Origin of the sequence: Methanobacterium congolense, assembly GCF_900095295.1 — an archaeon.
Taxonomy (GTDB): domain Archaea; phylum Methanobacteriota; class Methanobacteria; order Methanobacteriales; family Methanobacteriaceae; genus Methanobacterium_C; species Methanobacterium_C congolense.
Window position 1 is genome coordinate 626,512 of the sequence record NZ_LT607756.1, and the last position, 22,572, is coordinate 649,083.

Annotated in this window: 23 protein-coding genes; 12 read left to right on the plus strand and 11 right to left on the minus strand. The window is 36.7% G+C overall.

What is annotated here, in order from left to right:
* Positions 1-149: 149 nt before the first annotated feature.
* Complete coding sequence (locus MCBB_RS03030) at positions 150-1,922, minus strand: thiamine pyrophosphate-dependent enzyme (RefSeq protein WP_071906383.1); 1,773 nt, start codon at positions 1,920-1,922, stop codon at positions 150-152.
* 222 nt (positions 1,923-2,144) lie between these two features.
* Between MCBB_RS03030 and MCBB_RS03035 the strand changes: the two genes are divergently transcribed.
* Positions 2,145-2,912 (plus strand): hypothetical protein, encoded by a 768-nt coding sequence (locus tag MCBB_RS03035; RefSeq protein WP_071906384.1) that lies wholly within the window; start codon positions 2,145-2,147, stop codon positions 2,910-2,912.
* 186 nt (positions 2,913-3,098) lie between these two features.
* On the plus strand, positions 3,099-3,896 hold the full coding sequence (locus MCBB_RS03040; RefSeq protein WP_071906385.1) for a UbiA prenyltransferase family protein: 798 nt from the start codon (positions 3,099-3,101) through the stop codon (positions 3,894-3,896).
* 123 nt (positions 3,897-4,019) lie between these two features.
* On the opposite strand, the gene MCBB_RS03045 is transcribed toward MCBB_RS03040, so the two are convergent.
* The 4 genes from MCBB_RS03045 to MCBB_RS03065 form a co-directional block, all read right to left on the minus strand.
* A complete protein-coding gene (locus tag MCBB_RS03045) occupies positions 4,020-5,207 on the minus strand; it encodes an NAD(P)/FAD-dependent oxidoreductase (protein WP_071906386.1) in 1,188 nt (395 codons plus the stop codon).
* 17 nt (positions 5,208-5,224) lie between these two features.
* Positions 5,225-5,392 carry a 4Fe-4S binding protein gene (locus tag MCBB_RS03050; RefSeq protein WP_071906387.1) on the minus strand — a complete coding sequence of 56 codons (168 nt, stop codon included), beginning with the start codon at positions 5,390-5,392 and terminating at the stop codon, positions 5,225-5,227.
* 508 nt (positions 5,393-5,900) lie between these two features.
* The gene (locus MCBB_RS03055; protein WP_145975998.1) at positions 5,901-6,596 is read right to left on the minus strand and encodes a hypothetical protein; all 696 of its coding nucleotides are present in this window, start codon (positions 6,594-6,596) and stop codon (positions 5,901-5,903) included.
* A 704-nt stretch (positions 6,597-7,300) separates the two neighbouring features.
* A complete protein-coding gene (locus tag MCBB_RS03065; protein WP_071906390.1) occupies positions 7,301-7,480 on the minus strand; it encodes a TIGR04165 family Cys-rich peptide in 180 nt (59 codons plus the stop codon).
* Between the two features lie 319 nt (positions 7,481-7,799).
* Between MCBB_RS03065 and MCBB_RS03070 the strand changes: the two genes are divergently transcribed.
* The 3 genes from MCBB_RS03070 to MCBB_RS03080 all read left to right on the plus strand — a co-directional run bounded on the left by MCBB_RS03070 (position 7,800) and on the right by MCBB_RS03080 (position 9,534).
* The gene (locus tag MCBB_RS03070) at positions 7,800-8,309 is read left to right on the plus strand and encodes a nitroreductase family protein (RefSeq protein ID WP_071906391.1); all 510 of its coding nucleotides are present in this window, start codon (positions 7,800-7,802) and stop codon (positions 8,307-8,309) included.
* Between the two features lie 201 nt (positions 8,310-8,510).
* On the plus strand, positions 8,511-9,080 hold the full coding sequence (locus tag MCBB_RS03075; RefSeq protein WP_071906392.1) for a flavin reductase family protein: 570 nt from the start codon (positions 8,511-8,513) through the stop codon (positions 9,078-9,080).
* A 58-nt stretch (positions 9,081-9,138) separates the two neighbouring features.
* Entirely contained in the window at positions 9,139-9,534 is a 396-nt protein-coding gene (locus MCBB_RS03080) for a hypothetical protein (RefSeq protein ID WP_171899073.1), read from the plus strand.
* 238 nt (positions 9,535-9,772) lie between these two features.
* On the opposite strand, the gene heR is transcribed toward MCBB_RS03080, so the two are convergent.
* Positions 9,773-10,591, minus strand: a complete 819-nt coding sequence (heR, locus tag MCBB_RS03085) for a heliorhodopsin HeR (RefSeq protein WP_071906394.1) — start codon at positions 10,589-10,591, stop codon at positions 9,773-9,775.
* A gap of 108 nt (positions 10,592-10,699) precedes the next feature.
* Between heR and MCBB_RS03090 the strand changes: the two genes are divergently transcribed.
* Entirely contained in the window at positions 10,700-11,269 is a 570-nt protein-coding gene (locus MCBB_RS03090; RefSeq protein ID WP_071906395.1) for an SOUL family heme-binding protein, read from the plus strand.
* 21 nt (positions 11,270-11,290) lie between these two features.
* Here MCBB_RS03090 and MCBB_RS03095 read toward each other — a convergent pair whose 3' ends face one another.
* Positions 11,291-13,009, minus strand: coding sequence for a histidine kinase dimerization/phosphoacceptor domain -containing protein (locus tag MCBB_RS03095; protein WP_071906396.1), 1,719 nt, complete (start codon positions 13,007-13,009; stop codon positions 11,291-11,293).
* Positions 13,010-13,233: 224 nt separating this feature from the next.
* Between MCBB_RS03095 and MCBB_RS03100 the strand changes: the two genes are divergently transcribed.
* The 3 genes from MCBB_RS03100 (at position 13,234) to hisG (ending at position 16,160) form a co-directional block, all read left to right on the plus strand.
* The gene (locus tag MCBB_RS03100) at positions 13,234-14,118 is read left to right on the plus strand and encodes a UbiA family prenyltransferase (RefSeq protein WP_145976000.1); all 885 of its coding nucleotides are present in this window, start codon (positions 13,234-13,236) and stop codon (positions 14,116-14,118) included.
* An 85-nt stretch (positions 14,119-14,203) separates the two neighbouring features.
* Complete coding sequence (locus MCBB_RS03105; protein WP_084789743.1) at positions 14,204-15,025, plus strand: AIM24 family protein; 822 nt, start codon at positions 14,204-14,206, stop codon at positions 15,023-15,025.
* Between the two features lie 148 nt (positions 15,026-15,173).
* The gene (gene hisG, locus MCBB_RS03110) at positions 15,174-16,160 is read left to right on the plus strand and encodes an ATP phosphoribosyltransferase (RefSeq protein ID WP_071906398.1); all 987 of its coding nucleotides are present in this window, start codon (positions 15,174-15,176) and stop codon (positions 16,158-16,160) included.
* A 117-nt stretch (positions 16,161-16,277) separates the two neighbouring features.
* On the opposite strand, the gene MCBB_RS03115 is transcribed toward hisG, so the two are convergent.
* The 3 genes from MCBB_RS03115 to MCBB_RS03125 form a co-directional block, all read right to left on the minus strand.
* On the minus strand, positions 16,278-16,604 hold the full coding sequence (locus MCBB_RS03115; RefSeq protein WP_331709797.1) for a DUF2769 domain-containing protein: 327 nt from the start codon (positions 16,602-16,604) through the stop codon (positions 16,278-16,280).
* 292 nt (positions 16,605-16,896) lie between these two features.
* The gene (locus MCBB_RS03120) at positions 16,897-17,430 is read right to left on the minus strand and encodes an NUDIX hydrolase (RefSeq protein ID WP_071906399.1); all 534 of its coding nucleotides are present in this window, start codon (positions 17,428-17,430) and stop codon (positions 16,897-16,899) included.
* 92 nt (positions 17,431-17,522) lie between these two features.
* Entirely contained in the window at positions 17,523-17,819 is a 297-nt protein-coding gene (locus tag MCBB_RS03125) for a hypothetical protein (RefSeq protein ID WP_071906400.1), read from the minus strand.
* Between the two features lie 641 nt (positions 17,820-18,460).
* Here MCBB_RS03125 and MCBB_RS03130 point away from each other — a divergent pair.
* Positions 18,461-20,251 (plus strand): glycosyltransferase family 39 protein, encoded by a 1,791-nt coding sequence (locus tag MCBB_RS03130; protein WP_071906401.1) that lies wholly within the window; start codon positions 18,461-18,463, stop codon positions 20,249-20,251.
* Between the two features lie 160 nt (positions 20,252-20,411).
* Here MCBB_RS03130 and MCBB_RS03135 read toward each other — a convergent pair whose 3' ends face one another.
* The gene (locus tag MCBB_RS03135; RefSeq protein ID WP_071906402.1) at positions 20,412-20,843 is read right to left on the minus strand and encodes a hypothetical protein; all 432 of its coding nucleotides are present in this window, start codon (positions 20,841-20,843) and stop codon (positions 20,412-20,414) included.
* Between the two features lie 487 nt (positions 20,844-21,330).
* Between MCBB_RS03135 and MCBB_RS12050 the strand changes: the two genes are divergently transcribed.
* Positions 21,331-21,483, plus strand: a complete 153-nt coding sequence (locus MCBB_RS12050) for a hypothetical protein (protein ID WP_171899074.1) — start codon at positions 21,331-21,333, stop codon at positions 21,481-21,483.
* A 208-nt stretch (positions 21,484-21,691) separates the two neighbouring features.
* Positions 21,692-22,435, plus strand: a complete 744-nt coding sequence (locus MCBB_RS03140) for an alpha/beta fold hydrolase (protein WP_071906403.1) — start codon at positions 21,692-21,694, stop codon at positions 22,433-22,435.
* Positions 22,436-22,572: the final 137 nt, after the last annotated feature.

The window sequence follows — 22,572 nt, forward strand, 5'->3', positions numbered from 1 at the left end:
TTCGCTTCCTCCTGATTCTCATTGGATACATGAATTTTTTTTATCTCAAAATTATTCCTTTATACAGTAATACATTTATCAGTAATATCTACTTCAAAGCAGTCCTTTTATCACTTAATTTCACTTTAATTTTATGGATCAAATGTAGATCAAATAAATCTCCTTGGATCAGTTTTTATATTGACTAAAACAGGTTTATCTGAATTTAAAGCATTATAAACTGCTTCTGGAAGTTCTTCAGGATTTTCAACCTTTATTCCAACACCACCACAGCTTTCTGCGTAATCTGCAAAATCGCAGTTGTGAAGGTCAGTCTGCCAGTTGGGATAGTTCTCAACCTTCTGCTCCTGCATGATCATTCCAAGCTGCCTGTTATCCATCAGGAACAGGTTTATGGGAAGATCGTACTTACAGGCTGTCATGAATTCTCCCATAACCATTGAAAAACCACCGTCACCACTTATACATGCAACCTGCCTTTCAGGGTAAACCAGTTGGGCTGTTATGGCTGCAGGTAGTCCAAATCCCATTGTAGCGAGGTAGCCTGACATGAGAAGTTTTTGGGTTTCCTTCATGAGGAAGTTACGGCCGAACCACCATCCATTCTCACCAACATCCAGGGATATGATGGCATCATCTGCAAGCTTCTCATTCAGAACCTTTATTATGTACTGGGGTCTTAAGGGTGAAGTTGAACTATCAGCCTCCTCTTCAAGAAGATCAAGCCAGGATCTCTTCAAAGCAGCAATTTCCTTCAAGTACTCAGGTCTTTGTTTCCTTTCAACAGATTCTAAGATGCGTGGAAGAAGTTCTGAGCTGTTTCCGAGGAGCGGTGCTTCAACAGGATATCTTCGGGCTATCATAAGAGGATCTATATCGATCTGGACGCTTTTTTTCTCGGGTATTTGTGTCATGTCTGAGAAGGAGGATCCAACCACTATAAGGAGATCTGCTTTCTGTACAAGTTCTGCTGAAGCTGTTGAACCTATGGTGCCGTGGCTTCCAACGTAAAGTTCATTGTACTCATCGATCACTCCCTTTCCCCTGAAGGTTGTAGTTATGGGGGCATGGATCTTCTCAGCCAGTTCAAGGAGTTTGTCACCATGACCCATTGCACCAAAACCAGCTACCACAACGGGTCTTTTTGCATCATTTATCAACTTCGCAGCTTTTTTCACAAGAACCTCTGGCTGTAAAATGGCCTGATTGGGCATCCGATCCTTGAATGAGATTACACTGCCTTTACATGGTTTTTTCTGAACATCGTTTGGTATTCCAATGTGTGAAACTCCCCTATCAAGGAGTGCATGTTTAATTGCAAGGGTTGTGAGGCTTGTGGTCTGATCCTCTGACATCAATGTCTTGTTGAAAACAGTCACAGGATCAAAGAATGCATGTTGATCTATCTCCTGGAAGGAACCCGGACCAATGAGCTGCCTTTTGACCATACCTGTCAGGGCCAGAACTGGGGCATGGTCCAGTTTGGCATCGTAAAGACCAGTTGCAAGGTTGGTTGCACCAGGACCTGCAATGGTCAGACATGCGGCAACATGTCCTGTGAGCTTGCCGTATGCAGATGCCATGAGGGCAGCTGCCTGCTCATGCCTCACCTGCACATATTGAATGCTATCATTCTTACGTATTGCATCAACAACGCCCAGGGAAGAGGTTCCGGGGAGTCCAAAGACGTATTTAACGCCCCATTCCACCATCTGTGCAATCATAATCTCTGAAACTGTTTTCTTTTCACCCTCTGCTTTTTCAGGTTCCTTGCATGTTTCACCTTCACATAGAAATACAAATGCACTTTTTGGAGAGTTGCAAACGGGACACCTCCAATTTTCAGGCAGTTCATCGAATTTAACATCCTCAACTTCCTCGTCGTATACGTAGTTACAGACTGTACACCTATATTTTGCCATTTAAACCCCTCAACAAAACATTTAATCATTTTCTGCTTATCATTATGATTTATAAAATTAATAAAACCATGGGTTTTCATGCAAATTCATAGTGTACCTCATCTAACTCATCCAGTTGGGATCACCCATTGGCAATTTTTCAGTACATACCTGATGCCGTTACTTAAATGTAGATGATCACAATCTCCGTGTTTATATAACCGTGAAAATCAATATTTTATCATGGAAAACTACAAGGTTACATCCAGTGCAGACAATGGAAGCTTCGTTGAAACACGTTCCTACAAAAAACTTTATAAAATCCTTGAAGATCTTAAGATGCACAGGGGAAAAATTGTGCATGTACTGGGGGCTCCAGGAACTGGTAAATCTGCAAACATATACTTCGCAGTTGATGAATTGGGCTTTAATGTTTATGATGTTGAACTGGATATTATAGACCTTGAAGATTCTCCTAAGAAACTTTTTAACAGAATCTTAATTAATTTGAAGCGGGAATTTCATGTGAACTCTCGAAGTGATGTGTATAAAAAACTTCAGACCTTTGATGCAGTTCTTTTTGCAGATAAATTTCATGATTCTCATGTATTAAATGATAAAACTGTGGGATTCAGTCAATGGACGAATTATAATGGTTTTAAATCATTTTATTTTTACTTTTTATGTTTTAAGGAATATTTGACTCATAGAAATGATTTCAAGGGTGTTAATGTGGTTTTTCAGACTGCGTGGAGGGTTTATGTTAAGGGCGAGAAGAAGGACCTCTTAACGGAATTTGGACCATTATCCAGATTGATGGTTGGTGTTCTTTCAATGCTCTTTGAAGTTGTTGAGATCTCATACTCAAAGGATGAAATTATTCAAATTGTCAATAAACGGTTTGATGTTAATGGAAAAACTATAGAATCTCTTATTAAACGATATGGTAATAAACCAAGGTTTATATGTAAGGCATTGGAAAAGATTGATGAAGATCGTGATCACAATTGAAATTTGAATTAAAAAAATGGAATGATTTCAATTCAAACTAAGAAGACTAGGTAAAATTATTATTATGAATTCATGCAACTAACTTTGCAGACGAACCCTTTTCAAGTAATCATATCTTTGCTTCAGAATAACAAATACTTTGAAGAGAGTTTATAGATGCATAAATTTTATTTACGTGGGGATAAAATGATAAAAATCCTTATAAAGTCAACCAGAATAACATGGGCATCTAAAACGGTTAATATGTATCTTTTAGCCCTAACTTATGCTTATTTTACAAATTTAACCATAAATAATCCCTACGAAATACTTGGAGGTCTTTTACTGGTATCTGTACTGTGGGGGGCTCTTTACAGCTTAAATGACCTTACAGATCTTGAGTTAGACCGGAACGATGTAACTAAGAAGGGTAGGGCTTTCATAGAAAACAGCATAGAAAAGAAATGGATAATGCTTTTTTTTGGTTTAATAATTGCGTCAGTGTTCCTGATATCATTTGCATTCATGAAACCTGTTTTCACACTCATAATGGCGCTCATGCTTTTAAATCAAGTCATATACACAGTACCTCCAATAAGGCTTAAGGATACAGTCTTAGCTCCATTTGCAAGTACAGCAACCAACTCTGTTTTGAGAATAGCATCCTGTTGTGTACTCCTTGACAACCTTTTCCTGGTTCCAGTGAGTGTTTACTTCTTTATGTACATGGCAGGGTTGGGCACATACATGATGTACAAATCCAAGACTGGTCAGGCGAGTGTTGTTGGAACTGTAGCAGGTGTAACACTCATATATGTCCTTTATTCTGGGACCATGAACCTTGTACAATTTGCAGTTGCAGTTTTACCCGCATTTATTGCAGGAATACCTCTTTATTTATCCCTCTTTATCCAGAAGGACACGATGATGTGCATTGCTGACAGGTTGTATCATCAAGTTGCACTGGTCTTTTTTTTGATATGCATACTTTACATAATCTTTTAAAAAACACTTTAAAGTTGAATAAAAACTAAAAATTAAGAAAAAAGAAAAAATAGGAAATATTAATGGAAAATATTACTAATTTTAAGTCTTAATATTCATGGATTGATTCAGATATTAAATCAATCAGAATATTTTCCCTAATTTTACCAGAGCTTTAGGTGAAACCTTTACAAGAACTTTTATTAGTTCCTTTGTGCTTATACTGTCCAGTTCAATTTCCTGGAAGGCATCTGCTATTTTGTTCAGTTCTTCATCGGAAACAGATAGTAAATAATCCTTGGTTTTGGCGTACTTAACGAATGAATCACCTATATTTTCTTTGCAGATATCCTGATATTCCTTAAGCCTTTTTTCGGAGTAATCTCCTTCTTTAATGGCAGCAGCAATCACTTCACCTGCGTACATTCCTGCTTCCAGTGCAGTGTTTATTCCTCCACCTGTAAGTGGGTTAACGTGACCTGCAGCATCTCCAACTATGAGTACGTTGTCTGCAACCAGATGCTTGAGCATACCTCCAACAGGGTCTCCACCTACGTTCAGTTCAACTGCTTGAGCATTCTTGGTTGCTGGGCAGTTTTCAACGAACTCCAAAAGGTGCTGGTAAGCAGTCTTATCAGTTTCGGTTGTTAAAACACCCAGTCCAACGTTTGCTATGTCATCTCCCTTTGGGAATATCCATGCGTAACCACCTGGGGAAACACTTCCAAAGTAGAACTCTATTGAGTATGGATCTTCAAGTTCAAGGCCTGCCATTTCAAACTGAGCACAGGATTCCATGTTTTTTGGCTTTAATGAGGTTTTAAGGCCACCCCACCTTCCAACACGGGATTCAGGTCCGTCTGCACCAACGATGATCTTGGCTTTGATCTCGAAGTCCTCATCCATGCGTTGACAGCTCACGATGTAAGCATCTCCATCCTTTCTCATTCCCCTTGCGAGGGTTTTGACCATTATTTTGGCTCCGGCACGTGCTGCATCCATTGCCATGTGTTTGTCGAAGACCTTCCTCTCTAATATGTAACCTGCCTCTGGGAGTTTGACCTTTTCCTCGTTCAACCAGACATCTGTTCCGTTTGGTGCTACAAGACGCACACCACTTAATTCCCTTGCAATCCACCGAGGGTTAGGTTCTATTCCAAGTTTTTTAAGCCCTTCCTTGGAAACACCCTCTGCGCATCTTTTAGGTGCACCTATCTCTGATTTTCTGTCGATCATGATAACATCAGCACCGTTGAGTGCTGCATGTTTTGCAGTGGATGAACCAGCTGGACCTGCACCTATCACAAGAACATCAGTCTCAATTAACTTCATATCTTCATCTCCTCTACTCATTCCTCTTTGCTTAAAGCCTGCACAGGACATACCTGTACGCATATCTGGCAGTCTTTACATCCTTCTTCGTTGAATATTAAACTTGTTTCCCTGACTTCTATAAGTGATCGGGGACATACGCCGGCACATTCCCCGCAGTACATGCACCATTCCTTAACCATCATTTTATCAACCTTCAAATTATTTTACGTGTTGTTTTATTTAATTTGACAGCTTATTTTATTTAAGCACATTAGTTTCAGATTACATTTGTTAATCCTTCCTAGTATTTATAGGTTTTATTGGAAATGAATCTGTTCAAATTAAAAATTGTTTATTATCTAAATCCTTCAAAAAATTATAAAAATATGTCTTTAAAACTAATTTCAACAACCTTACTAAAATATTTTTATCAATTTTATGTTGGCTTTCAAATTTATCTCCAATTTAATTGGATGTGTTCAATAAATTTTGTGAATATCCATAATAAAATAATAATATCAACAATAATCTGAATATAATATGATACTCAGATACGATCACTATTTTAAATCAATGTTTAAACCAACTAAAAATTCGAGGGTAAGTAGAATTAGCTGTGATTTCCTTTTTTCCGGGATCAATTAAAAAAATCAATTAAAAAAATTAGAAATTAAAAACCTGTTTGATTTTAACAGGCTTTGAAGTTATTATTTAAACTTTTGTTAAATATTTGGGGCTGCTGTAAACTTTTTCCTTACCATCTGCAGCACAGTAATCTGCACCACAGCTGGAACATGTCCATTCACCCTCTGCTGTTCCCTTAGGGTTCCATACGAGAACTCCTGATTTGTGGCAGTGTGGACAGTAGTTCTTAAAACTTGCTGTGTGGTAATTATAATTCCCACATGCACCGCAGGAACATTTTGCAGTTGCAGTAACAGTACTTGAAGTTTTCTTCACGTTGTACCCTGCAACGGATTTATAAACCTTTACACTTGTTTTGTAGGTTGAAGCTGCTTTTGCTGTTCTGTAAACCTTTTTGTAGGTCACAACTTTCTTGTACTTGTAGTACTTTTTGTACTTGTAGTATTTTTTGTGGTTTTTGTAGTAGGCTACTTTTTTGTAGTAAGCCACCTTTTTGTACTTAACAACTTTCTTGTAATAATAAGAAGCTGCATTTAACTTTTTAACTTCTTTAATTTCTTTAACTCCACTTGAAGTGACCTTAGAAGGTTCCTGTGAAGTATTTGATGTATTTACTGCCAGTGTTGCCGGCAGGATGCACATCACCATGCCTAACGCGCATAGTAATGCAAGTATGGATTTTCGCTTAATTGTACCGCCTCCGTGTCCTACTTTTAAAAATAGTAATGCAGGACTTTTTTGGCACCAACTTAGATACCTCACTATAACTTATAAAGGTTTTGGTCTAAAATCGAAAAAAAGGCAAGCATAAAACTCTTTTTTGGATTTAAAACGTTTTCAGCAGGAATTGAAATTGATGATCAGGGAGCAGTTAATGGGGTTTCACTTATGGATAAATAAGCTCATTCAAACCTTATTTTCAAAAAAAGAGAACTAATTAAACCTTTTTTCAACGCCATCTTGTGCTTGAAATATGGTTGTTACTGTATGGATGAATTCAAACAGTACTCAAAGGATTTTAATGAATTTAAATTGAAAAATAACTGTTATAAATAAGTATAAATATTTTTAATTGGTTTAAATTGTTTTTTGAATCATCAACGATCTGTCCATTATTTTAAACATCTAAAAATGGCCCAATTATATAATTTTTTTCTTAAAAAGGAGTATGATTCATATTAAAAGCTTTTTTTCAGTATTTAGTTATATAGAGTTATATGGCCAAATCTTTCTAAATTTGAACCCTATTATCCAACTTTTTAAAAAAATTAACGGATATGTGTTTATACTGTTTCTTCCAGCAAAGATTGGCATGATTTTTCTTAGAATAATTGAAAGAAATTGGCCCATTCATTTAAATTTGAAGTTTTATAAAAGTATATAGGTTTATAAAAACTTAGAGGACATAAAGATTTAATTTTTACGTCCTGATTTTCATTTTCCACAGCATGCTTGATGAAATGAATTCATTCTTCACTTTCATCAGTTTCTTCACTTTCTTCTGGTGTATTAAAGACGTAACCACATTTTGAGCATACAACGGTTCCTGTGGTGGCGAAAGCAAGGTGTTCATCCTGTATTTTTCTTTCAATTGTTTTATCCTGACATCCACACTTTGGACATTTTTCTGTTAGGTTGATCTTCATGTTAATCCTCCTGAAACTTGATGGAAACCTTCAAAGATTAAATTCATCTTCTTTAAATTCATTTTCATTTTTTTAACTTCATTTTAGATATGAACAAATTTATTTAAAAACAATTCTCATAATTATAATATCCGTCTGAAAACTTAGTTTATTTCATAGTTTTCAAGGATCAAGTCCAGTCCTACTCAATGTGCTGTTCAGGTTTTGTTCATATGATCTTATTTGGCAGAAGACTTGAATTAACTTATAGTGGATTTAAATTTTAATGGATTTAAGAAATTAAATAGGTTATAGGTGGTAGGTTATAGGTGGTGTTCCAATGAAATTTATGGATTTAATTAAGGGAAGGTACAGTGTGCGCAGATATGAATCTAAACCTGTTGAAGGAGAAAAACTGGAAAAAATCCTGGAAGCTGTGCGTGTTGCACCAACTGCAGCCAACAAACAGCCCTTCAAATTCATAGTTGTGAATACTGAGGGAAGAGAAGAGGAACTGAAGACGATCTATGGTGCAGAGTGGTTCACTCAGGCACCCCTAGTTATCTGCGGATGTGCAGTGCCTGAGGAAGGATGGGTTCGTCGTGATGGTAAAAACTACAGTGAAGTGGATGTTACAATAGCCATGGATCACCTGATACTTGAAGCAACAAATTTAGGACTTGGAACCTGCTGGATAGCAGCTTTCAATGCAGATGCAGCTCGAAAGGTACTGAATTTACCTGAAGGTGTTGAACCAGTTTTATTCACAACTCTGGGTTATCCTGCTGATGAGCCACAACCTAAAACACGTAAAGAGCTGTCCCAGATTGTACATTACGAGCACTGGTAGGAAAACTTAGCCTGGAGTATCTCTTGTAATGAATCCTCACCATGTTTAAAATTGATAGCATTTTCAAACAACTTCATTTAAATTATTCCACAATAAATTATTCAATAAATAATCATTCAACAAATTAAATAGTAATTTAAAATAAATCAAGAAGTTTTTAGGATACAAAATCGGATATAAAATCTTTTAGGAGATAAAATCATGAAAAGATCCATAGGAGCAAAAACAATAGTTTACCCAACACCAGTATTCATAGTTGGGACCTACGACAAAGCTGGAAAACCTGATATAATGGCAGCAGCATGGGGAGGTATATCCTGTTCAAACCCACCATGTGTCTCAATTTCACTCCAGAAACACAGATACACCTACGAGAACATCCTTGAAAGGGAGGCCTTCACGGTAAGTATACCCTCAGAGGAACATGTCATGGAGGCAGACTACTCAGGAATCGTATCTGGAAGAAACGCAGATAAATTCGAAAAAGCAGGCTTAACCCCTGTTAAAAGTGAACTGGTGGATGCGCCATACGTTGGGGAGTTTCCAATGGTTCTCGAATGCAAACTGGTTCACAAAGCAGATCTTGGGATGCACGTCCAGCTGAACGGTGAGATAATAGATGTTAAAGTGGATGAATCTGTTCTAGATCCAGATGGAAATCCAGACATAAAAAAGGTAAAACCATTCCTATACGACCCCGCAGGCAGGGCATACTACTCAATAGGAAAATATCTTGCAAAAGCATTTAATGTGGGCAAAGAGATTAAATGAACTGTTGTTGGTGGATTTAAAATTTTTAAGATGTAAAATCTTTTTTAAGATAAAAATCGTGAATGATATGATTCCAGATAGGTTTCTTGTGGAGTATGGTTCAATTCTCCATTCAGAAGAGAGATTTTCAGTAACAATCAAAAATAATGACCTTTTATACAAAGAGGGAAAAATTGATGAAACTTCAGAGCGAGTAAACCCCACTGAACCCGTAACCCCCAGTGAAAATCAATGGACGGATTTCTGGGATAAGATGGATGATATTGGATTGTGGGAGTGGAATGAACACTACGATCTCTGTTGCTTTGATGGAACTCAGTGGAAGGTTCAAATATCCCTTGAAGATATGGAAGTTGAGTCTGAAGGGGCTAATGACTTCCCAGATTCCTTCATGGAATTTGTAGGGGCACTTGAGGATTTGATGGATATGGATCTGAAGCTGGACTTTCCTTAAAACAAGTTTTTTAAACCTTAACATTAATTGAACTTTGATTACTCAATTTATTATCTTCAAATTTCCATGTCCATTAACTTAATTGGTAATATTAACGTCTAAACTAAATAATTTCTTCAAATGGTTCTGATACAAATTTTAAATCAATTTTAACTTAAAAAATTAAGTTAAAAAAGAAAAAAAAGTAGTGTATTATTTAATGAAACATTTTTTTTATGACCTTCAAATATGGTCTTGTCTAAAACGGAGCAAAAACCCCTATAAATACCAACCATGCCAGCGCAGTCTTTGCTATGAGGCTCAGGAGTATGTAAACCCGTTCACCGTAGAGGTAATCCCTCCACTTTCCAACACCCTTGTACTGAAGTACCATGTTCACTGAGAACGTGTTGAACATTATGAAATAAATTAAAAGCGTCAGATAAACGAAAGTTGGTGGTTTGGTTGCTGATGAACCAAGAGCTGCTACGAAGTAGGCTGCAATCACTATCCATGGTGTTAACCCTGAAACACATCCCAGAATGTAGGGTGACCAATCTGTTTTTTTAGGGTACTGGTTGATCTTCTCCATGAGATAACCGAACATGATCATCATGGCGTTTAAGATGAATATCATCACCAAAGACCATAGATCCCAGACTCCAACAAATGTTGCGAGTATTACAATCATTATGGAACTTGAAAGGGCGTATTCATACCATCTGTAAGGATTCATTCCCTTTTTAAGGTTTTCATTGTACTCTTTGTTCCTTAAAAATGCGATTATGAAGTGTGCAGCAGCTGAGATCAGTAGAAACGATGCGAGTATAACTCCTAGGTAGCCCACTGTAAATGCAACAGTTGGATCCGGTGCAACCTTGAACACGTTTGGTGGAATAACCTGAAACTTCAGGTAAAAAGTGTATATATCCCTGTTCCAGGTCAAAAGAATGCCCAGAGCAATCATTAAAATTCCCTGGATGAGGTGCAGGCTTCCAGCACCCATATTCAGTTTTCGAAGCCCCTCAAAACTGATTGGAGACTTGGATATTATTTCCCTTCTTTCATCATTGTCCATCTTATCAAACCCCCTTTATGATAAAATGTTTAGTTACTTATTATTTGATTTACAAATTATTTAATGGTAAAGAATTTTTTTACTTTAATTAACAAATGGAGGGTTGGTATGGTTGAAAGTCCAGAATACTCAGTTGAGTTTGAAGATGGTACCTTCGAAATCAGAAACTATGGGCACTACGTACTGGCACAGGTGGATGTTGAGGGAGATTTTGATGATGCAATTGGGAAAGGATTTTCTATACTTGCAAACTACATCTTTGGAGCCAACAGGAAACATTCTAAAATAAATATGACTGCCCCAGTATCTGAAGAAGAAGTTTCATCATCCAAGGGAGGATCTGAGAAAATCTCCATGACCGTACCAGTTACTGGGGAACGAAGGGAAGAAAATATTTACAGGATATCATTTACAATGCCCAAAGAATATGGGCTTGAAAACCTTCCAGAGCCAGATGATGATAGAATAAAGTTTAAAGAGATTAAAAATCAGCGGGCACTGGTTTTGAAGTTTTCAGGAAGGGTTAAAAAAGATATGGCACGGAAAAAGATGGATGAAATGATTAAATACATGGATAAAAATGGAATAAAGTCTAAATCAAATTTGGTTGTGGCCCAGTACAATAATCCATTGGTTCCAGGCTTTTTGCGAAGGAATGAGATAATAGTTGAAATTTAAATCTGATTTAATGCAATGACTTCAAATTCTCTTTGCATACTTCAGTTCACGAAATTTAATTCTGAACTTGGTGCCATTGCTTCTATCCAGTTCTATGGTACCATTTATCTGTTGAGTTAGGGCAGAAACAAGTCTCAGTCCAAGGTGTTCAGTTGTTTCAAGATCGACAGCTTCCTGAAAGCCAATTCCATCATCACTAACAATGAGTTCAAATTCATATCCATCACTGTAAAGTCCTATTTCAATCTTTCCCTGCATTGAATCTGGAAATGCATGTTTTATGGAGTTGGTTGCAAGTTCATTTATTATGAGGCCACAGGGAACTGCAGTATCTATACCCAGGAATATGTCCTTAACATCAATTTTAAGGTTGATTCGGTTGGGTTTGTAGTAAGATATGAGGTAGTTCATTAAACTCCATATATAATCTTCGAAGTTTATGTGGGTGAAATTTGGGGATTGATAGAGTTGTTCATGTATTAAAGCCATTGATTTAACACGATTTTGACTGTTTTGGAAGACTTCCAGGTCTTCGGGTTCTTTGACGTAGTTTGATTGAAGGCTCAGAAGGCTGGATATGATCTGAAGGTTGTTTTTAACCCTGTGATGCACCTCCTGAAGCAGTAACTCTTTTTCTTCAAGTGCAGATGCAATTTGATTTTCAACCGATCTTATATCTCTGATATCATTCCCAATGAGTATTATGCCTACAATCAAACCTTCTTCATTCTTTATAAACGATTTTGAGATTATAACTGGAATTTCCAATCCCTTTTTTGATTTCAAATTTAATTCAAAGTTGTTAACGAAGTTCAATTCCATGTTCATGGAATTTGATCCCTTCTTTGTATTTAGATAATCTCCACTGAATATGAATTTTTCCTGATCCTCTTCTGCAAAGATTTTTTTCACTGGGAATCCTTCAAGTTCATTTTTAGCGTATTCCAGAAGATCTGATGTGGCGTTATTAACTGTGATTATATTTTTTTGACTATCCAGAAGTATCAGAAAGTTAGACATGGTGGAAACTATTTCATCTGCAACTGATGCTGCAGTAAGGGCTGGGAACCCATACTTCCATATTCCATAGCTTATGAATGTGATACCAATTGTTGACATGGTCATGCTAATTTCAGGCAACCTTACAGACACCGTGGGGAACACAAAATCGCTTGAGAAACTTACAAGCAGGGGTAGGTAAAGGCCTGCAAGCATGTACTTTGCCTGCATCCTTTCGATGTGATGGGATTTTAGGTAGTGTAGGAAGCACAATGTTCCAGAGATCATGATGCAGATCACAGTCCAGACACTCATCAAAATAAAAAGTAGAGAATTTTTTGGGAAGATGTAGGTCCAGCCCCAGTACTCCCTTAGGATACCCTCAAGCATGAGGGGGGTACTCATGCCGAAAATTGTTATTATCAATGCAGGCACATATATTGCGATGTAGGTAAGTTTGTTCCTTAAAAGTTTCTTTTTTTCTGTGAAGATGAGGGAAATATGCAGAAGTAATGCTGGTACAAGGGGCCACAGTCCACTGATCTTCAACCAGAAGTAGGCAGTTTGAAAGTCAACCACCTGCAGGTATTCAAACTCCACAAATGCCAGAAATCCTACTAAAATACATAAAATTGCCACTGTTCTATTTAGGGAACTCTCTGGATTTTTATGATAGATGAAGTTGCCCATGAAAAAACATAGCATGAAAGCAATGAATGATATGGTTGCAAAAACATTCATAAAGCTATTCCCCTCATTGAATTTATATTATTTTATTCTTCTTAGTTAATATGTTTTATGGGGCTCAAGCTACCAACTGGCATAGAATTGGATGAAAAAGTAACCAATATTCTGGATAAATCCGAAAGATTATAATATAAAACATGATTTAATATTATAGTAATACATTTTAAGGCTGAGAAGGATCATCTGTTGTTCAATTACTGGAAGCGGTAAGGGGTTTGATGTATTCCTATGAATCTTCAAGAAATCCCCATGAAAGATACCTAAACATCCTTATAAACAAAGTTGTTCATGGGGGATATTTAACTGCCTTAGGGGCACCTTCCCTTATTTTAACAACTTCAAATCTTACCAACACTCATGTGAGCATCCCACTACTTTTAATATCTTATCTTCTGCCCTTAATAGTCTACAGTTATGATTACCATCATGATCTGGACAAAGACAATTCCACCAACAAAGAAAGGGCCAGATATCTTAAAAAGGATAGATTTTATCCATTTATACTGGTGACTTATTTAATTTTACTTATAGTACTGATCCTGATCTTCTCAAGCATCCAATTGGCTGTTTTTATAGTTTTAATTACAGTGGGAGGTATTTTTTACGCTACTTTGTTTAAAAAGATAACAAAAAAAATTCCATTATTCAAGAACGTTTACACTGTATTGACGTGGTCATTATCAGGAACTTTTTTCATTCCATTATATTACTCAATGGAAATAACGTCTTCTTTTTTCATAGCATTCATTTTCATAACGTTAAAAGGAATGGTAAACGCTGTATTTTTTGATTTGAAGGATTGCAGTTCTGATGCAAAGGAAAACTTAAAAACGCTTCCTGTGATGTTGGGTAAGGAGAATGCAGTTAAATTCCTGCATATCCTAAACTTCACAGCATTTTTACCCCTGATAATAGGAGTTTACATTAAAATAATTCCTTTAACAGCCCTTTTATTGATACCCTTCTATTTCTACACTTACTATTACTTGAAACGAGCATGTAAGAATTTAAATAGTGATTCATGGCAAAATTTATGTTCCATTGCAGATTCAGAATTCATACTGTGGGCAGTTTTATTTGTAATTGTTCAGATGATTTTTTAACCTTTTAAACTGGTGTTGCACTGGATAATTATATTAAGCAGTACTCATAACTTTTTTTATTATAACTCTTTGAGGTGTTAAGATAATGTACTGTCCAAGTTGTGGAACCGATACTGGAGATGCAAAATACTGCCCAAACTGTGGGGAAAACATAAAAACTGAATTAAATTCCAATGAAAATACAATTAAACCCCAATTATGTGAAGATACTGGATTCACAAGTAAATACTCCGTAACTGAATTCGTGAGAAACACCATGCAGAAGGATTCAGGTGATGAAACCTTTGAACTTGAAAACGATCATCTGCTGGACGTTAAACTGGATGGAAGGGTCTGGGCAAAGAAGGGGGCCATGATAGCTTACACAGGTGATGTACACTTCAAAAGAGAAGGATCACTTGAACACGGCCTTGGAAAATTCGTGAAAAAGGCAGTTACAGGGGAAGCCACCACCATGATGAAGATGGATGGATATGGGCATGTTTATCTGGCTGATAACGGTAAAACTGTAACCATACTGAACCTTCAAAATGAAAGGATATACGTCAATGGAAACGATGTCCTTGCATTTGAGGATGGGATCGAATGGGACATAAAGATCATGAGCCAGGGCTCAAGCATGATGTCTGGAGGATTGTTCAACATAAAACTTGAGGGAACAGGAATGGTAGCAATAACAACCCATTACACACCTCTGACGCTTGAAGTGAAACCAGGACATCCTGTCATGACTGATCCCAATGCAACTGTTGCATGGTCTGGAGGAATAAGTCCCTCTCTCAAGACCAACATAGACTTCAAAACCCTCATAGGCAAGGACAGCGGTGAAACCTACCAGATGAAATTCGAAGGAGAAGGATTCGTTATACTGCAGCCATATGAAGAGGTTTATAATCTTCATGGTTAAATCTACAGCTGATTTAAATGGATATTAGGTTTTAAATCTACTTAAATCCACAAAAACTTCATCACTTTTTTTATTTTCCAATTCAATGTATAAAAATTCTGAAGATGATATAGAAAAATTTATATCTTAATTTTTATCTCGTTTAAACATGGACAAGATAGTATTAGGTCTCCCAAAAGGGAGTTTAAACAATGTGAACAGGGGAAACACTCATCAATTATTCGTTGATGCAGGTTATGAAGTTAGGGGATACGAACCTGGCAATGAATCCAATGAGATCAACATATTAAACGATCCAGAGATAAAGGCATTCTTAACACGACCTCAAAGCGCTCCTGTGGAACTCCTCAGGCAGATGCTGGACATCGCAATTATAGGGGAGGACTGGGTGAATGAAGAATCTGTGAACAGTGAGGGAACCATAAAAAAGATAGGTGACCTTGACTACGGACAAACCAGACTCATAGTGGCAGTTCCCAATGATTCACCTTACACATCGCTTACTGAGTTTTTCAGGGTGAACAGGGAACGTGAAACACCCATACTCTGCTTCACAGAATACCCAAACCTCACAAAACAGCACTTCATGAACAACGAAGGTTACAGGGAAATCTTCGGTGAAACCAGTCCAATGGTACAGGTCAGGGGACTTGTTGACGGTGAGAATGAGATGGTTCAGATAATCAACTCAGATGGTGCAACTGAGGTTTATATAGCCAAGGGAGCTGACATAATCGTTGACAACACCCAGACAGGAAACAGCCTCCGTAAAGCTGGTCTCAGGGAACTTGAAACCATAATGGAATCAAGTGCAGGGCTCTACGCCGGACCAAGCTGCTGTGGATTAAAGGAAGCCAAGGTGAAGATGATATTCGAACAGCTCTTCGGTGCAATAAAAGCCAGGAAGTACTTCGATGTGAAATTCAACATATCCAATGAAAGTGTGGAAGAAGTGAAGGACTTTTTAGTATCCAATGTCTTCTGCTCAGACGAGCCCACAGTTGTTCAGGGTAAGAACTTCTCCCAGGTCAACGTTTTAATTCCAAAGATCAAGTTTCCAGAGATGCTCAAAGGAGTTAAAAATTACGGAGCTTCAGCTATAATCAGAAAAAATGTGAAACAGTACGTTAAATAAGGCCGTACTCTTTTTTTTTATTTTACTATTTTTTTAAGTATTGATGGTTCCTTTATCGTGGATATGAATTCCTTCACACGGATTATAAACCTTTACTAGGATTATAAAAATTTTCAGTTACCTCTTCAGGGTTTTACCATCCCTGCAAAAATACGCCATAGGTTCGCAGTCCAAAAGATCGTATTCCCTCCATATTGGACACTCCTCACATCGACAAACCTGGCTTGTGTCAATATCTTTGCATACAGCTTTTCCTGTGGAACAGTACAGTCCTGGGACTCTATCTGGCCCCATCATCATGGGACTGTCCAGATCCTGCATGGTTATCTCAAGCAGAATTTTCTCCTTGTCCCTGACGCACTGGCTTTGAAGCTGCACATGGCAATGTGTGCAAAGGCATTTTTTGATGTTATCCATGCTGAAGTCTATTTCAACCATCACCATCAAACCTCCTTCACTTATTTTATGATTTTTGATCTATAAATCATGAAAGAGGGACATTTTTGGAGGTAGGGGAATTACTTGAATAAAATAAATTTTTTAATAAATCTTAAAATATTTAAAATAAGATAAAACCCCTTTAAATAAATAAAAAACTTTTTTTGAAGTATTGATTACCTTTTTGAAGGGTTAACTATGAAAAAAAGATTTTTTGTCAATGAAATTTTTAAAAGAAATTTTTTAAAATGAATAATTAAAAGAATAACGAATGGTTAAAACGAAAAATTTTAATGAATTATGATGGTTTTCTGGGGTCGTTCTTTTCAATGAAATTGTTCAATGATTTTTTCAAGGATTTGAGGCCTCTTTTCAGTATCTCTTCAGCATCGTCTGTAGTTTCAGTTTCATGTTCCTTGTAATCCTCTATCAAACTTTTCTGGTTGGTTATGAAGTCATGAAGCCAGTCTGCCAGTTCGTAGTTTGAAAGGTTCTCTAAAAATACCCATGCGTAACCTTCATGTTCAGGGCTTAATGTCAGTTCTCCCTCAATTATCCTGCCGGACATTATGATGTGCACGGCACGAATTATATGGAGATTCTGCTCTGAAACACCCACAACATGATCTGGGGTTATTTTAAGTCCAGTTTCCTCGTAGACTTCCCTTAAAAGTGCCTGGTCGATTGATTCGTTTTGGTCCACCTTTCCACCTGGAAGCTCCCATCGTCCAGGGTTGGTCTTGGACTCTGTTGATCGTTTGATGATGAGGATCTTACCATCGGGATCCGTGAGAATAACCCTTACTGCAAGACCGAAGATGTGGTTTATCATTTTTTCATATCCTGAATCTTTCTTTTAAAACTTTTTTTACAATTATCCTTGGTTCTCACATTATTTAATGGTTCATTTTTAGGGTAAACATTTTAATTTTCGTTTTGTTCCCTCTGAAACTTCTTCAATTGGGTTTTACAACTCATCAGTTCTGTTTCAACCCTTTTCAATTCTCTTTTGGTTAAGAAATTTTTTATCCAAAGGTAGATCGAGAGTGCAATGAACAGGATCAGCATCAAAACCAGGAATCCCGTTAGGATGCCTGCAGCCATTGCCTGCCAGATAAGGGCCAGTCCATAGATTAAATAGAGTACAGCAGCCACAATTCCAATTACAAGGGCAACAATCAGTACAATCTTCAGATTTTTCACCAGATCATCATTATCCATGAAAACTCACCAGATACTATTTATTTTTTTTAATACCATAAATAATAATGGGACACCCATTTTTTTATCGGGTTTCAAAGGTTTCTAAATGTCATTTTATGGAGTATCCAAAATTATTGGGTAAAGATCTGTAATTGGATTAGAATTATTATATATATTGGTTTATCCCAGTGATTTTGATTGGAAAACGATTTAAGGAACGATATTCGCGATAAAATCTCAAGAAATAAATTTATACTTCCTATTTCACAGCTGGTACTGAATTTTAAGGTAAAAATTGGTTCTACTGTAGACTATATTCATATTCTGTGTTATTTTTTACACTTGAAGTGAACGTCTAATTGTTCGAAGGGAGCTTATTGATAATAAGGATCCCATCCTCAACTTCTGATTTATTTTAAGATTGCAGATTTAATAATTGGTTTTAATAATTAAATCAGTTTATTTTTTCTATTTTTAATATATGAATGACTTATTAAAAGTATTTACAGATTTTGGTCCTTAAAACTTTCTTTAGGTACAATTCTGGTGTAATTTGGGAAAAGCATTATATCTATTTCTAATTCAATTTTAATACAGAACTCAGTTTTATAATGAATTTAAACAATTAATATCTTGAATATTAATGGAGGTGAAGCTTCATGTCAATCAAAAGCTTTCTAAAAGAAAAACCGCATCTAATCATCCTTTTCTCAATATTTCTGTTCTCATTCATACTGGATATCTATCTCTTGACCCGTTACAATTTATCCTATGGTATGGACGGTCCTTTCTATGATCTCAAGGTTCAGAGTATTATTCAGACAGGTTTTCCAGCCAGTAACGACCCTCCACTGGTCTATTATATATTAACGCCATTCGTTCTGTTGACTGGAAATTCTTTCCTTGGTATAAAAATTGGAATGGCGTTGATAGGGTCCCTCATGGCATTTCCTGCCTTTTTGCTCACGGAAACCTTCAGCAACAAGCTGGAAGTTAAATCCAAGGTTCCTGCACTTTTAAGTGCATTCCTGGTAACCGTGAATGTTTCATACTTTTCCATGATCGGAGATTTCATGCAGAACCTTGTGGGAGTTTTCTTCCTACTTCTTCTCATCTACTTCACAGTTAAATGGCTTGAAAACATATCTGAGTGGAAAAAATATGGTGTTCTAAGCGTTGCACTGCTCCTATGCAGCATATTAACCCACATCTACACAGGCATGCTGGCAGTTGTGATATTCATGTCCCTGATGGTTTTCAACCTCCTATTCAGGACCTACAAAACCCACAGCTTACCTTTATTCGACCTTAAGATATTCGGGTTAATGTTGGTTTTAATTTTAGGTGGTTTGGCTTTACTCTTCACTGCGTATCCATTGATGTTCAACAAATTCACCACTGTACTGTCCTTCCTGAACGGCTCTTCAGCTACGTCTGGTACGATGATGGGATCCATCAACTTCACCATATTCTTAACCATACCCTTCCTACTGGGGGTTTTTGCAGCAATAAAAATCTTTTATGAGGGATTGAAGGAAAAATTAGAACCTGAAAATCCAAGAGTAAGTAAGAGCACACTTTTATCCTTAGCTTACATTGTAATGACTCTGGTTTTGGTGGTGCTGGCAGTTCTACCGTCTGATTACCAGGAAAGATTCATAGCAATGGCATTTGTTCCAGTTGCCCTTATGGTACCCATTGGACTGAAACTCATTGAAAAATGGATCTCAAACCAATTACCATCTAAAAAAAGATTCAAAGTGGGTGTTGTAACTGTGATTGCAGTTCTATTTGCTTTTTCAAGTTTTTACACTGCTGCAGGCATTTTTTCTGATATGGGTCCAAGTATAAGCTCTGATCAGTACAACGAGCTCCTTCAGATTAAGGCCAATTACATACCCTCTGAAATTAATTCAAGCAGCATAATACTGGTTGATGATTACCACACAGGGTACTGGGTTCAGTACGTACTGGGAATACAGGCAGAAACAGGAAACCTCACGGATGTCCAGCAGAAATATCCAAACCAAACCATATACGGAATAAGTATGACACGGAATGGTTCCATGTCCAGCACCAATTACCAGTACCTCTGGAACCCCTTCTTCCCATACTCATTCCCCTTTGGAGGATTTAACATGTCATGGAACACAAATTCCAGACAATCCCAGTTCAAAGACAACAATTTAACAGCACCTAAAAACAGTTCCAACGATCCTAAGAACATGGAAAATAAAAATATCTCCGGAAATTCAATCCCTGGAAATTCCTCTAACGGTCCACCTTCCATTCCAAATGGAACATCTAACAACGCACCAATGCAGGGAGCTTCAGGAAACCTTGCAGAAGCAGGTAGAGATGGAGGATCCTTCAGTATGGGCAGTTCTTGGATAAATCAGGGAACCCTGATATTCAGCCAGGGTAACATCAGGGTTTACAGATTATCCTGATAATTTTAACCTTACCTCTTTAAGTTTAAGAGTTTAATGAAATTATCCAAGGATTACCAAATTTTTCAGTTTATATTTGAAAATAGTTTATATCTAAAAATAAATTGATTTAAACAATTAGAAAAAGAAAAAAAAACTTTAAAATGAAACCATCCAATGATCATTCTGGAGGTAAGACTTCAAATAACAGTTCTTTAAATTCATTCAGCAGTTCCCTGGGGAAGTTCAGGCCGACACAGATCACAAGAACGCCGGTTCCTAAAAATGCATCTTCCTTATTTGGATCGTCTATGACTTCCTCATCGAAGACAACCTTTGCCTTGGATTTTTCCTGAAGAAAAGTCCAGAGGGTTTCACGATTGTAACCGGTTCCATTTACTGTAATGTTGTTTCTCAATGCCAATTCTAAAAACTGCTCCCAATCATGAAAGTCACAAAATTCTATCCATACTGAACCTTTATAGTCTATACATGAGTTGCAAGTTTCAATCTCCCAGTGAAAGAAGTCCTTAATCACATCCTCCAGTCCTTCATCCACGAGGATCTGAAAATCCTCACCTACCTCAACTTCAACCTGTCTGTGTTCTGCCATAATATTCCTCCCTTCAAAATCTCATTCTTCATCCAATTCAATGAGTTCATAATTACTGTTTTTTATATTATTTAAACGAACCAATAAATTGTTATGGGAATAGGGAGTATTTCCTTTAAAAGTTCCATTAAAATTAGAAAAACTACTAAAAAACTGAACATTTAAACCTACTGAAAACATATTGATTAAGGTACTAGATAGTTGCAACAAATTCAATACATTTTTTCAAGTTAAGCTGAATGTTTTTATTAACAAAAAAAGGATTTAATCATAGTTATTACATACATTTTTCCTCGAACTTTCCCTGAGTTTCATATCTCTTTTGATCTACTGAAATTTGTAAAAAGAACATAAGGTTTATGATATTATTATTGATTTAAGTATACCCTCAACATTCTAGTTATTTTACTCCATTTTGAGCGATTAAAATAGGAATATTTATTAATCATTAAATTTAGGATATTATTAAGTTTGCAGGTGATTAACAATGAGTGAACTAATACACAAGAAAGACAGAGGTGTTATGATACCCTCAAAGACCAAAGAATCAATCAAATGCAGCAAATGCGGTTTTAAAGTTCATAAAAAGGAAATACATGATAAGTACGAGCAGGGAATTTTAGAGATACCTGTACATTAAAATTCGTCGTGTAAATCAATTTTTAAATAAATTAAATAATCTCAATTATCAAATGCCTTTTTCCAGTCATGGTGCTCTTTTTTAATTTACAGTATCCCCTTTCAATCAGGAATTCAACCTGATGAAAATCCATGTTTTTTTATGTTTGAAATCTCAAATTAATATTAAACAACATAACTTGGGTACATTCTAAATGGGAGATTTCATCATGAGATATGTGAATTCCAAGAAGAAACTGATTTTAGTTGCAATTCTAGCACTAATCTTTATAGTAGCTGCTGCCTTCACTTACTACGTTTCCGATTATTACCATGCAGATAACAGAGCTTTAGCAGCTCTTAAATCAACAGACACTTACATTGTATCGGATACTGCTGATTTCATTACCTTCACTCCCACAACAAACAAGAGCACAACTGGAATCATAATTTATCCTGGGGCAAAGGTTCAAGCCGAAGCTTACTCAGTCCTAGCTTCCAAACTCGCTCAAAATGGTTACACAACGATCATCGTAAAGATGCCCTTCAATCTGGCATTTTTTGGTACAGATAAAGCAGATGAGGTTATAGCACAACACACTGAAATCAATAAGTGGGTGATTGGAGGCCATTCACTTGGAGGAGTTTTCGCATCTGAATACGCACTGAAGAATCAGGATAAAATCAGTGGAGTCATATACCTGGCAGCATATCCATCAACCAATGCATCCAATGCTACTTTCAAAGCACTTTCAATCAGAGGTTCCCTCGATGGACTCACAACAGTGGAAGACATCTCTAAAAATCTGGATAAGTTCCCTGCAAACACCACTTTCATAACCTTACATGGAGGTAACCATTACAACTTCGGTGACTACGGTGTGCAGGCCGGAGACAACAACAGCACCATAACGCGGGAGAAACAGCAGAATCTTACAGTTGATTACATCGTTAGGTTCGTTAAGGGGATTTGAACTTTTTTCTTACGGTTCAGTTCAAGAGGAGACTTAAAAATGAGTTTTTAATATGTATCGTAACTTTTTTAAGTAAATTACGCTTAATATTGGCTTCTTCTTTTTTAAACTCTTATTTCAAGAGATTACATTGTTAT

What these genes read in the sequence shown, in the direction of transcription:
- MCBB_RS03030 (WP_071906383.1), bottom strand. Translation starts at nt 1,922, where the DNA reads ATGGCAAAATATAGGTGTACAGTCTGTAACTACGTATACGACGAGGAA.
- MCBB_RS03035 (WP_071906384.1), top strand. Translation starts at nt 2,145, where the DNA reads ATGGAAAACTACAAGGTTACATCCAGTGCAGACAATGGAAGCTTCGTT.
- MCBB_RS03040 (WP_071906385.1), top strand. Translation starts at nt 3,099, where the DNA reads ATGATAAAAATCCTTATAAAGTCAACCAGAATAACATGGGCATCTAAA.
- MCBB_RS03045 (WP_071906386.1), bottom strand. Translation starts at nt 5,207, where the DNA reads ATGAAGTTAATTGAGACTGATGTTCTTGTGATAGGTGCAGGTCCAGCT.
- MCBB_RS03050 (WP_071906387.1), bottom strand. Translation starts at nt 5,392, where the DNA reads ATGATGGTTAAGGAATGGTGCATGTACTGCGGGGAATGTGCCGGCGTA.
- MCBB_RS03065 (WP_071906390.1), bottom strand. Translation starts at nt 7,480, where the DNA reads ATGAAGATCAACCTAACAGAAAAATGTCCAAAGTGTGGATGTCAGGAT.
- MCBB_RS03070 (WP_071906391.1), top strand. Translation starts at nt 7,800, where the DNA reads ATGAAATTTATGGATTTAATTAAGGGAAGGTACAGTGTGCGCAGATAT.
- MCBB_RS03075 (WP_071906392.1), top strand. Translation starts at nt 8,511, where the DNA reads ATGAAAAGATCCATAGGAGCAAAAACAATAGTTTACCCAACACCAGTA.
- heR (WP_071906394.1), bottom strand. Translation starts at nt 10,591, where the DNA reads ATGGACAATGATGAAAGAAGGGAAATAATATCCAAGTCTCCAATCAGT.
- MCBB_RS03090 (WP_071906395.1), top strand. Translation starts at nt 10,700, where the DNA reads ATGGTTGAAAGTCCAGAATACTCAGTTGAGTTTGAAGATGGTACCTTC.
- MCBB_RS03095 (WP_071906396.1), bottom strand. Translation starts at nt 13,009, where the DNA reads ATGAATGTTTTTGCAACCATATCATTCATTGCTTTCATGCTATGTTTT.
- MCBB_RS03100 (WP_145976000.1), top strand. Translation starts at nt 13,234, where the DNA reads ATGTATTCCTATGAATCTTCAAGAAATCCCCATGAAAGATACCTAAAC.
- MCBB_RS03105 (WP_084789743.1), top strand. Translation starts at nt 14,204, where the DNA reads ATGTACTGTCCAAGTTGTGGAACCGATACTGGAGATGCAAAATACTGC.
- hisG (WP_071906398.1), top strand. Translation starts at nt 15,174, where the DNA reads ATGGACAAGATAGTATTAGGTCTCCCAAAAGGGAGTTTAAACAATGTG.
- MCBB_RS03115 (WP_331709797.1), bottom strand. Translation starts at nt 16,604, where the DNA reads ATGGTGATGGTTGAAATAGACTTCAGCATGGATAACATCAAAAAATGC.
- MCBB_RS03120 (WP_071906399.1), bottom strand. Translation starts at nt 17,430, where the DNA reads ATGATAAACCACATCTTCGGTCTTGCAGTAAGGGTTATTCTCACGGAT.
- MCBB_RS03125 (WP_071906400.1), bottom strand. Translation starts at nt 17,819, where the DNA reads ATGGATAATGATGATCTGGTGAAAAATCTGAAGATTGTACTGATTGTT.
- MCBB_RS03130 (WP_071906401.1), top strand. Translation starts at nt 18,461, where the DNA reads ATGTCAATCAAAAGCTTTCTAAAAGAAAAACCGCATCTAATCATCCTT.
- MCBB_RS03135 (WP_071906402.1), bottom strand. Translation starts at nt 20,843, where the DNA reads ATGGCAGAACACAGACAGGTTGAAGTTGAGGTAGGTGAGGATTTTCAG.
- MCBB_RS12050 (WP_171899074.1), top strand. Translation starts at nt 21,331, where the DNA reads ATGAGTGAACTAATACACAAGAAAGACAGAGGTGTTATGATACCCTCA.
- MCBB_RS03140 (WP_071906403.1), top strand. Translation starts at nt 21,692, where the DNA reads ATGAGATATGTGAATTCCAAGAAGAAACTGATTTTAGTTGCAATTCTA.